This is a genomic window from Deltaproteobacteria bacterium, assembly GCA_016219225.1.
In the GTDB taxonomy this organism is placed as follows: Bacteria; Desulfobacterota; RBG-13-43-22; order RBG-13-43-22; family RBG-13-43-22; genus RBG-13-43-22.
In genome coordinates this window covers 22,158-32,443 of record JACRBX010000282.1, presented here as the reverse complement: position 1 = coordinate 32,443, position 10,286 = coordinate 22,158, and the positions used below count along the sequence as shown (strand labels likewise).

Genomic DNA, 10,286 nt, shown 5'->3' with positions numbered 1-10,286 from the left:
GTCTGCTGTGTTTTCATGGGAGTATATTACCCCAAAAAACATAAAAAATAAAGAAATAATGTTACATTAATTTTTCCTGGTAGATTTTCAAAGAACATCAATCTTATAAGGTTTTTGATACCCTATGTCAGGAGATCTGAAATTACAGCGCACTTTGATCGAATCCCACGTGCCGAAATCAGTATAACCATTTAAATTTAATGAATAAAACTGTTTCATTTGAGTCATGAAGTCATGAAGTCAATATATTTGATTTCTTACAAGTTTAGGCTTATAATTATCATCTTGTTCTTTTAGTGATGTGCGTTGCCATAACATATGCACGATAAATATCACTATCGTCCAAGTTAGGAATTTTACAATTCCTGAAATAAACTTCCCAGATACGCTTAACTCCGAAATAGTCGAAAATGAAGTAAGAAAGCCGATTGTTCCAAAAACAAAAGCATTTATTATCGCATGAAAACGTGCAATTGAATGTTCGAGACCTTTTGTTTGAAGAAACTTTGGAAAATCGTCATGAATGTGTTCATCCCAAGCATCTGCCATTTGAGAACCCATATCGGGCAATTTATTAGCTACAATATTAACTAAATAACCCCTATTCCTATTAATCATCTTAACATAATAGGTATGAAGGTTTCTGAACTTTATAATTACATTAAACGTTAAAACACCAACGATTAACGAAACAGATAATAGCACTGGAAATATTACAAATAACCTTTGGGATAAACTAATTAAATTGTCCCCAGAACCTTTTTCTAAATTAAGAGATAAAAGTCCAAACCCAACAGTAGCGAGAAGGATTGACAAGTAAAATCTCACGAACTGATCCCTCTTTCTATCGTTATCTCTTAAGAATTCACCATAAAATTTTATTTGCTCTGAAAATGCAGATAAAATTGCAACAAAGTCGCCGGTTTCAACGGGAGAAATTCCTTCTTTGTTATATGACAACTCTTCGTTCTGTTCTCTTGAATTCATAAATTTATATGCCCTCCGTCCATAGTAACAGGTTGACTTAAATCTAACTTCTCCAAAGATAGATTGTTAACGGTCTATATCATTTTAGGGGCAACAATGGTCGTAGCCCGACCTTTGAGGTTTAATTTTCTTAATCAGCACGAAACTCTAAAATTACTTCTTCTCTCATTCGCCCCTTCATATTGTCTCCGGCCTTCTCGGATTCGGGAGGAGGCAAATACCGCCGCTTTGTTTCAATTGGACGTGTATTGCGCGAAACGAGGGAAAGGCGGTTGCTAAGGGCAAGTCGAATCAAGGCCTCTGAGTTTTTAATAAACACGCCGTTAATGGTGGAATCGCCCACAACGAAGACGGCGCGTCCCGCGCGCTTAAGAACCCGAGCGCATTCCCCCATTACTTTACCCATATCCCAGACATAACGCCGGACCATGCCCAGACGTCGATTGTCAAATGATTCAAAATCGGCCATGGCGTTCATCGCTTCCTGTATTGATTTATTTGAGGCGGACCCTCCCGAAACTTCCGAGCCGATGTTGCCAGCCCGAATAGCACGAATCACGGATATGCTGTGCCCCATCCATACGAGGGACAGCTTGTGCCCCCGAAGATAATCGATGGCGTTCAGGTAGGGAGGAGATGTAATCACCATGTCCACACTCGCAGACTCAATCGGCAATGCCCTGGCATCGCCATGCCGAATGTCAGCGGCCGGAGCGTTGCTCGCATTGCCTGGAAAAGGGCAATTGCAGGCCACCGTTAAGACAGCCTTGAAATAAGCTTCAAATGGCTTCACCGGAGCGACGCCATAGACTTTATGGGGTCGGCTATGAGAGACATCCATCCCAAGGGAAGCGCCGGTAGTCTTGGTTATAATCATTCGCGAGAACGCGCACCAAAGAAGAGTTCTCTCGGTTTGCGATTGAACCCTTGATATGCATGTTGCCAGCGCGGTTAGTTCACGGCGGTTTTCAGAATCAAACCAGAAATCAATAAATCGGCAAGTCTCATCGTCTGTGTTTTTCGGATATGATTTCTCAGAAATCAGTCTTCTGCTTAGAGTTCTTGCTCGTTCCAAAACAATCCCCGCCCGGACCTTTAGAGTTTCTGGTTCAGCATTGGAGCACCACGCACGCGCAATGAGAAGCGCAAGCGGGTCGGTATCGCAGCCAATGGCGCGATGCCCTATCGACCTCGCGCAGACCAATGTTGTACCCGAACCAGACATAGGGTCGAGGATATTCAAAGAATCGTCTGTCTTGGGAAGGGCGTCCCAAACAATCGAAGGCGCCATCCGAGCCGGAAACGGATGAACAGGGCGAATATGGGCTTTTTGTGTGGCTGATATCATATGTGAATTGTTCTTCTTTCCTCTTCGGGGTACTCGCCAACTGCGGCCCTGATATCCTCCAGGATTAAGTCCGGGCGCCGGTCGATTTCTACCGTATTTTCTCGAGCGAATACAACGCCGCGTGCCATGACCTGCATAGCTTTGCAGCACTCAATTAGATCCGGTTTGTTCATTCTTACAGGTGGTGTACGATGTCGGAGTTCTGTGATTACAGCAGCATACTCCACCACTTCATTAGGCTGCTCTTCAGCCAAATGCCAAACGGTTTCCAAAATCTCCATGTACGGCCAATTTGCAGGCGTTTCAGCCGCAAGGTTATCCACCCACACCTTGCTCTCCTCTGGAGTCACGCATCTCCTAAAGAGATCACGAAGACGGCTGAGACCTCCAACACGTTTTGCCGATGCAATCCTAATCAACCGCGCCAAGTCATCAATATGCATCAGCGTTATAGTTTTACCAGAATTTTTCATGAGATCCTTGATCTCTCGTACTGAAGCGGAATCCTCACCGGTGGAGGTAGCAAAGCCGTTGCCGATCACTAAGTGGTGGTTGCAATTGTAATCTTGCATGTGTCTCGCGATTCCTGACACATTTAAGCGATGAGCAGAAACAGGCTGACCGCTCTTCGCCTCAAGGCCCACTTTGTATCGTTGAGCTCTACCGTCTTCCGCCGCTGCAAGATGAGCCTCAGCAGTGCCATCAGGTTTGCCGCTTCCACCAATGCGAATTACATTGGCGAATCCCATCGCCTCAAAAGCGGCACGCATTTCCTCTTCCAGTTTATTATCATCGTTTCGGGCATCGGTAAGGGCAAGTGCGATCATTCCAGCTGTTCGACGTGCGGAAGATCTAACGAACTGTCTCAACAATTCATCGCGTCTACCGATTGCATCACGAATCACCGACTCGTCTAAACCCATATGATACAAATGGGCCTCCATAAGAATTTCCGACATTGCCAACATCTCGAGAGGAAGATTTCTTCGGGAATCGGTGAAAAACTCCTGAAACGCAGCTACAAAAGGATGAGAAGTATTGATGAGCAACTTGCCTTGCTGAACATCAAGGATCGCCAAACCCTCTTTCGAATCTAAAACGCTCAATTCCGTGCTACGAAGCAAGCCATCGGCTTCTTCAGCTTTTTGTTTCAGCTCCTCTAAGAACTCGGTCTGTGCCGTAGCGGAGAGTCCGGACGGAAAACGTAGATAGAAAGGAGTAGCCCTCTTCTCCGCAACCATTTGAGCGAGCGACAATAACGGCTTTCGAGTCATGCTTCCCGGCGCAGATGAGATGCGTGCAGAGATCAGGGCAGCAGGAGTTTGCGAACGCTCATATTCAACGAGTTTGTTGCGAGCAAGATTGAAGCAGGCCCGGAGAAAGTTCTGAGCCTCTTGGTGTAGGTCGCCTTGTTGGAAAGATTCACGGGAGGACCTTAGCGCCTCATCCAAACTGTCAATGTGGACAACCATCCGGAACTTTGAGAAGGTGCCGTGTCGAAGCAGATTACGTTCTATACCGAATCCCAAATCGTCTACATTAACCTGTCTTCCATGTACATAAACGAAAAAACCGTGGCTCTGTTCGAATTTCGGCTTTCCCGCATCAATTTCATCCTTGAATATTTCGATGTAACCCGTGATTCGCCCTAATAATCTATCATGATAAACGCCATATCGATAAACAGAATCACCTGACTGGCTTGTGTCCTCTCGCGCAATGAGACCTTCAGGACAGGGCTTTGGCATTTGGATCACGTCTTTGCCTATTACCAGTTTCGCCAAGGGCTCATCTGTTTCGGGAGGAGTGATTGGATCCCCATCAAGAAAGAGATGGAAGTCGCCGCGCTGTGGCATGGCAGTTCGCAAGACCCAATTGAGACGACCGATACTTATCTTCTTTCCCATTTCCTTGAGACCGGACATAATGGCAACAGTCCAAGATGAAGGCGCATTTTTACCAAATAGGCGAAACGCTTTATATCCTTCCTTGGTTCCATTTGTCCATGGCCGCACCGCATCCTGCGCTTGTTGTTTCGTAAGTATCCTTAAGGGTATTTGGATCGTCTGCTCGTCGAAAACTCCCTTAGAGGCATTTTCAGCGCTACCAGTAAGATTCGTATAATCCATTGTTGCGGCATAGTAAATGTTACCGAACTTACTGATGTGAGTGAGTTTCGAAGCCAATACATATGTGGACAACTTGCCAATGCCGAATTTCCCAATGGGTTTTCTCCTGGAAGATACTCTACGTCTTGTACTTTCGCCAATGATCCAATGCTTCTTGAGGCCTTCATTATTCATTCCCTCTCCATCGTCAATGACGACGATGGTTGCGTTTGCTTCACGCAGGTCTGGAGAAAGGATGATGTGGACGTTCTGTGCGCCAGCATCAAACGAATTGGAGACAAGTTCTTCTACAGCTTTGTTGGGGCTGGAGTATAGACCTTCAGAGAATAACTGAATTATCCGGTGACTGATCTTGACATCAATCTGGTCAGTTGTGCTCCCAGCAATCTCGAACAAATCTCTATTTAATGGATTCATTATTCTTCGGACCCTTTGCTAATTTGGGATAGTGTGACGACGGTGCCGAGGCGTTGGCCTGGACATGACACAGGTCACTTAATTCGTTGTCGAGCCAACGTACCAGGTTGAGCATAAATTTTACCTTCTCCAAAGATAAGACGACCACCAATCAGGTTGAACGAGATGTATAAAACTTTGATCGCCGCCGGCTTAATCCCTTCAGCACCCCTCCATCTCTTTTCTAAACGACTCAATGGTTTTCTTATAATCCGGGGTGTGGTAGATGGCCGAACCGGCCACGATGATATCGGCTCCGGCTTGGCAGACCTGGGCCACGTTGTTCGGGGTGATTCCGCCGTCGACTTCGATTTCGACCTCCAACCCCCGTTGTTCGATCATCTCTTTATGGCTAATAATCTTGTTCACCGCACCCGGAATAAATTTCTGTCCCCCGAATCCGGGGTTGACGCTCATGATCAGGACCCAGTCAACGTCCCCCAGAATATCTTATCCTCTCTCTAATCAGCAGGGAATTTCTTTATCCATGCTTTTAAAATTCATTCGTTCCTTCTATAACCTACGAAAGGCGAACGCAGAGATCAGCCGTTGAGTTTACGAGGCCGGCTGAAGCGACATGCTCGTCGAAGGAACTTCCCGGAGATCCGTCCAGTTGGGTAAAGGAGAACCCGTTGCTTCAGCATAAAGTGTTTCTGGCGCAATATCTATTTCATCTCCCCATGTAAGCACTCCAAGCTCGTCGTTAATTTTGAAATTTTCGAAAAATTCAATATCCTTGAATTTTTCGAATACACCACCTTTTGACAAATATTTTGAAAAATCAACAATTCCCGAAGCACCATCCTCGAATGTCACTTCAATTTTATATCCGTCCTTATAACTGGCCGAGATTACGTCTTTAAGCATATCGTTACCTCCTTATTTCAATGGCTCAATCTTTGCGGGAACATGATTGTTTTTCGCCAATTCCCAATTATCCAGGAGTTCTTTTTTGTGCTGAGAGGCCCATTCAATCACGAGACCCAAAGCACGTGGAGGAATTCCTCCTTCCAAAACACGGAAAGAATCTATTTCTATTGCTATCTTTTCCCCACCATAACGAGCATGAAAATGGGGCGGATTATGGTCATCGAAAAACATAGCTATAATAATACCATAAAATCGACTTATTTCGGGCATTTTATGCTCCAGTAAAATTGGAAAATCTCACCTGGATGTTTAATAATTTGATCAACTATCAGATCAATTCTTCAGCACCCCTCCATCTCTTTTCTAAACAAATCGATGGTTTTCTTGTAATCCGGCGTGTGATAGATGGCCGAACCGGCCACGATGATATCGGCACCGGCTTGGCAGACCTGGGCCACGTTGTTCGGGGTGATTCCGCCGTCGACTTCGATTTCGACCTCCAACCCCCGCTGGTCAATCATCTCTTTAAGACTTATAATCTTGTTCACCGCACCCGGAATAAATTTCTGCCCCCCGAATCCGGGATTGACACTCATGATCAAGACCCAGTCCAAGTCCCCCAGAATATCATCCAGGAAGGCCACCGGGGTGGAAGGATTTAAAACCACCGCCGGTTTAACCGAATGTTCCCGGATCAGGGAGACTGTGCGATGGAGGTGGGGGCAAACCTCGAAGTGAACGGAGAGGATATCCGCCCCGGCCTTGGCAAAGTCCGGAATATAGCTATCCGGGTTTTCAATCATCAGATGGACATCCAACGGAAGTTTGGTTATCTTACGCACGGCCTCTACCACCACCGGGCCGATGGTAATATTGGGCACAAAATGGCCGTCCATGACATCGATATGGATATAATCGGCCCCGGCCGCTTCAACGGCCTGGACCTCCTCTTTCAGCCGGCCGAAATCCGATGATAGTATTGATGGCGCAATGTATTTCATAATCACCTCGCAAAAAAAATTGTCTGACAGGATTGACAGGATTTACATGTATTTTGCTCAGGCTCCGGGGGACCTTGAGCAACCTCGATCCGCGTCCAGCGGAGACTAAGACTTCTGTCCGCAGGACATTTGGTTTGTGCCTTTCTTCCGGAAAGGCGCAAAATCCAGGTAATCCAGTAAATCCTGTCTAAAAAAGATTTTAAATTTCAAAAGCTAAACAGATACAATCTTCCCGATTATTCAGAATCCAACCCGTCATTTCTTTCTCAACCTGGCGGCGAAGAAGCCGTCCATCCCATGGACCGGGGGCCAGGTCTGATAGAAGCGGTCATCGTTGACCAGTATCCGGCCCGGTTCCGGCAGGAAAGGCGAAGCATCATCCACCACAAATTCCGGGTGTTGGTCAATAAACTTTTCAATGACCCCCTGATTTTCATCCCGGCTCAGGGTACAGGTCACGTAGACTAAAACTCCCCCTGATTTTAGCCATCCGGCGGCATTTTGCAAGAACTTGTTTTGCATCCGGGACAACCGGGGGCTGTCTTCCGGCTTGAGTCGCCACTTGAGGTCCGGATTCCGGCTGATGACCCCCCAGCCGGAACAGGGGGCATCGATCAAGATCCGGTCAAAAAGGTCTATTTTTTTGGGGAAGAGGGTCTCCTTCAAGGCATCACCCACCTGCCCCTCAATGATGGTGATCCCCAGTCTCCTGGCGTTTCCCTGCAAGTCCTTTATTTTTTTCGGATGAAGATCGACCGCCGTTATCTTTCCCTGATTTTTCATCAATTGGGCCAGATGTCCGGCTTTTCCCCCGGCTCCGGCACAGAGGTCTAAGATCCTCTCGCCGGGCTGCGGATCAAGGATCGGAGCGATCATTTGGGAGGCCTCGTCCTGGATTTGGAATAAACCTTGTTGATACAATTTGTCTTGAACCAAAGATCGCTCCGGTTCTTCCACCCGAATTCCCACAGGAGAAAAGGTGGCCGGGACTGCCCGTTGGACCGCGGTTTGGAGCCTTTCGATAAGTTGCTGCCGATTGGTTTTCAGGGTATTGACCCGCAAGGTTAGAGGCGGGATCTGATTGTTATACTGGCACAAGGCCTCGGTCTTTTCAAAACCCCAGGACTCAAGCCATCGCTCCACCAGCCAGGTCGGGTGGGAATGGTTTACCGCCAAATAGGCAAGAGGGTCTTCTTTTAAAGGGAAGGAGAGGCCCTCTTTCCCCCGATCCAGGGAACGCAAAACGGCATTGATGAAGCCGGCGGCCCAAGGGGTTCGGCCGGATTTGGCCAGCCTCACCGATTCGTTGACGGCCGCAGAAACCGGTATTCGGGAAAGGAAAAGGAGTTGAAAGGCCCCCAGCCTTAAGATAAAGAGGGTTTTTACGGAAAGCTTTTCTAAAGGCCTCTGAGAAAATTGTTGAAGAACCCAATCCAGTTTCCCCTGCCAGCGCAGGACCCCATAAACCAGGGTGTACACCAATGCCCGGTCCGCAGGTTTGCCTTGGGGATTTTTTTCCAAAACGTCCCTTAAAAGCTGGTCCGGGTAGGTCCCGGTGCGCTGCCAGGTTAGTAAGACGTGAAGGGCCATGGCCCTTGCATTAGCAGGTTGCTGAAAAAGGCCCATCTACTGCGTTCCCCTCACCCTTCGTCATTGCGGCGTACTTTTGTGTACGCCTCATTCCTCAGGGTATCGGGCGCCTTGTATCTGGACCTTTTTGAGCAACCTGCAAAAAAATGGTTTTTCCGCATCCTGTTAGTCATGGGCGTCCCAAGCGATCGCCGATCTTAAGCGAAACACCCCGGAGCAATTCTTCGGAGGACATACGTCGATGTCCTTCCAACTGGGCTTCGAAAATGGTCAGTATGCCTTGGCCGGTCTGGATCCGTATTCCACCCTTTTCCAAAGAATTAACCGTCCCGGGAGCCCCGGTGATTTCCGCATAATCAGGCCCGGCCCGGTGGATGAGGAGACGTGTTCCCTGGAAAAAAGTGAAAGCCCCCGGCCAGGGAGACAGACCTCGTATTAAGCGGTCGATCTCTGCGGCCGATAAATCCCAGCGGATCTCGCCCTCGGTTTTTTTTAAGGGCGGGGCGTAACTGACTAATGAAGGGTCCTGGGGTCGGGGAAGGAGAGTGCCTTGGCGCAGGCGCTCCAGGGTTTGAAGAAGCAGACGTCCTCCCAAAACCGATAAACGGTCGTGTAAGCTCTGGGCCGTGTCGGTCTCCAGAACAGGCTCCGATTCCCTAAGCAGGATATCCCCGGTATCCATTCCGGCATCCAGACGCATGGTCGTTACGCCGGTTTCCTTTTCCCCGGAAATTATAGCCCTCTGAATGGGGGCCGCCCCCCGATACCTGGGAAGGAGAGAGGCATGGACATTGACCGCTCCCCAGGTGGGAATGTCGAGGACCTTTTGCGGAAGGATCAGACCGTAGGCGACCACGATCAGGAGATCCGGTTTTTGTTCGGCCAACTGATCGACGGCCGGGGACTCCTTAAAGGAGACAGGTTGAAAGACCGGCAATTGGAAGGCTAAGGCCGCCTCTTTCACCGGTGAGGGGGCGAGCTTCCGGCCCCGCCCTTTGGGCCGGTCCGGCTGGGTATAAACGGAGACCACTTCTTCACCGGATTCCATCAGGGCTTTTAAAGAGGGCAGGGCAAAGTCAGGAGTGCCCATAAAGATGAGACGGGGATAGGGCGAATGGGTGACCGTGAAAGAAGTTGGATTCAATGTGCAGGATCCGATGGTGGATGTTGCCTTAGGGTTAAAGGACCGTTCCGCCGTCAGCGGAATTTAAAGAGCCATTCCCTGAGGACCATACAATTGCCTTGAGCCTTTTCCCTTGAGCGAAAGCGCCTCCCAAGCGAAGCGGTCCCCAAGCGAAAGCGCTCCCCAAGCGAAGCGGTCTTTTTTTATTCCTCTTCTTTTTCTTTCTTCAACTTCTTCTGGACCCTTTTTTTATAAAGGGTCCTCTTCAAAGCACTGATACGATCGATAAAGAGGATTCCATCCAGATGGTCGATTTCATGCTGGAGGACCGTGGCCAGGATCCCTTCGCCGCAGATCTCCAACGGTTTCCCTTTGATATCCAGCCCGCGCACCCTGACTTTGGCACTCCTTTTGACATCCGAAAAATACTCCGGCACACTCAGGCAGCCCTCTTCCATGGTCTGCTCCCCTTCGGATTCGATAATTTCAGGGTTGATCAGGACCGTCGGCTTCCGGTCCTGATCCTTGGGGGTTACATCAAAGACAATCAGCCGGATCGGTCTTCCCACCTGATTGGCGGCCAGCCCGATCCCCGGGGCCAGATACATGGTCTCGATCATACATTCAATCAGCTTTTGTAATGAGGGATCGATGTCCTTAATGGTCTCGGCTTTTTTGAGCAGGACCGGATCAGGGTATTTGCAAATTTCTAAAACAGCCATAATAAAAGAAAGTATTCAGAATCCAGGAGCCAGGATTCTGAATGGGTTTTTATTTTCGAT

General features: G+C 48.3%; 10 protein-coding genes. All 10 read right to left on the bottom strand.

Features of this window, described 5'->3' with window-relative positions; all coding sequences use genetic code 11:
- Positions 1–240 precede the first annotated feature (240 nt).
- The 10 genes from HY879_23350 to def all read right to left on the bottom strand — a co-directional run bounded on the left by HY879_23350 (position 241) and on the right by def (position 10,226).
- On the bottom strand, positions 241–987 hold the full coding sequence (locus HY879_23350; protein ID MBI5606282.1) for a hypothetical protein: 747 nt from the start codon (positions 985–987) through the stop codon (positions 241–243).
- A gap of 130 nt (positions 988–1,117) precedes the next feature.
- Positions 1,118–2,335, bottom strand: a complete 1,218-nt coding sequence (locus tag HY879_23345; protein MBI5606281.1) for a hypothetical protein — start codon at positions 2,333–2,335, stop codon at positions 1,118–1,120.
- Positions 2,332–4,881, bottom strand: coding sequence for an ATP-binding protein (locus HY879_23340; GenBank protein MBI5606280.1), 2,550 nt, complete (start codon positions 4,879–4,881; stop codon positions 2,332–2,334). The genes HY879_23345 and HY879_23340 overlap by 4 nt, the downstream gene beginning before the upstream one ends.
- A gap of 201 nt (positions 4,882–5,082) precedes the next feature.
- Positions 5,083–5,337 (bottom strand): hypothetical protein, encoded by a 255-nt coding sequence (locus tag HY879_23335; GenBank protein ID MBI5606279.1) that lies wholly within the window; start codon positions 5,335–5,337, stop codon positions 5,083–5,085.
- Positions 5,338–5,475: 138 nt separating this feature from the next.
- Positions 5,476–5,787: a DUF2442 domain-containing protein gene (locus HY879_23330; GenBank protein ID MBI5606278.1), complete on the bottom strand. Its 312-nt coding sequence runs from the start codon at positions 5,785–5,787 to the stop codon at positions 5,476–5,478.
- A gap of 12 nt (positions 5,788–5,799) precedes the next feature.
- Positions 5,800–6,060 carry a DUF4160 domain-containing protein gene (locus tag HY879_23325; protein ID MBI5606277.1) on the bottom strand — a complete coding sequence of 87 codons (261 nt, stop codon included), beginning with the start codon at positions 6,058–6,060 and terminating at the stop codon, positions 5,800–5,802.
- Positions 6,061–6,131: 71 nt separating this feature from the next.
- Positions 6,132–6,791: a ribulose-phosphate 3-epimerase gene (locus HY879_23320; GenBank protein ID MBI5606276.1), complete on the bottom strand. Its 660-nt coding sequence runs from the start codon at positions 6,789–6,791 to the stop codon at positions 6,132–6,134.
- A 255-nt stretch (positions 6,792–7,046) separates the two neighbouring features.
- Positions 7,047–8,417 (bottom strand): 16S rRNA (cytosine(967)-C(5))-methyltransferase RsmB, encoded by a 1,371-nt coding sequence (gene rsmB, locus HY879_23315; protein MBI5606275.1) that lies wholly within the window; start codon positions 8,415–8,417, stop codon positions 7,047–7,049.
- Positions 8,418–8,550: 133 nt separating this feature from the next.
- Entirely contained in the window at positions 8,551–9,471 is a 921-nt protein-coding gene (locus tag HY879_23310; GenBank protein MBI5606274.1) for a methionyl-tRNA formyltransferase, read from the bottom strand.
- A gap of 236 nt (positions 9,472–9,707) precedes the next feature.
- Positions 9,708–10,226: a peptide deformylase gene (gene def, locus HY879_23305; GenBank protein MBI5606273.1), complete on the bottom strand. Its 519-nt coding sequence runs from the start codon at positions 10,224–10,226 to the stop codon at positions 9,708–9,710.
- Positions 10,227–10,286 lie beyond the last annotated feature (60 nt).

Bases quoted from the DNA above. Each gene is read 5' to 3' on its own strand.
- HY879_23340 (MBI5606280.1), bottom strand. From the start codon at position 4,881: ATGAATCCATTAAATAGAGATTTGTTCGAGATTGCTGGGAGCACAACT.
- HY879_23310 (MBI5606274.1), bottom strand. From the start codon at position 9,471: ATGGGCACTCCTGACTTTGCCCTGCCCTCTTTAAAAGCCCTGATGGAA.
- HY879_23325 (MBI5606277.1), bottom strand. From the start codon at position 6,060: ATGCCCGAAATAAGTCGATTTTATGGTATTATTATAGCTATGTTTTTC.
- def (MBI5606273.1), bottom strand. From the start codon at position 10,226: ATGGCTGTTTTAGAAATTTGCAAATACCCTGATCCGGTCCTGCTCAAA.
- HY879_23350 (MBI5606282.1), bottom strand. From the start codon at position 987: ATGAATTCAAGAGAACAGAACGAAGAGTTGTCATATAACAAAGAAGGA.
- rsmB (MBI5606275.1), bottom strand. From the start codon at position 8,417: ATGGGCCTTTTTCAGCAACCTGCTAATGCAAGGGCCATGGCCCTTCAC.
- HY879_23320 (MBI5606276.1), bottom strand. From the start codon at position 6,791: ATGAAATACATTGCGCCATCAATACTATCATCGGATTTCGGCCGGCTG.
- HY879_23330 (MBI5606278.1), bottom strand. From the start codon at position 5,787: ATGCTTAAAGACGTAATCTCGGCCAGTTATAAGGACGGATATAAAATT.
- HY879_23345 (MBI5606281.1), bottom strand. From the start codon at position 2,335: ATGATATCAGCCACACAAAAAGCCCATATTCGCCCTGTTCATCCGTTT.
- HY879_23335 (MBI5606279.1), bottom strand. From the start codon at position 5,337: ATGAGCGTCAACCCCGGATTCGGGGGACAGAAATTTATTCCGGGTGCG.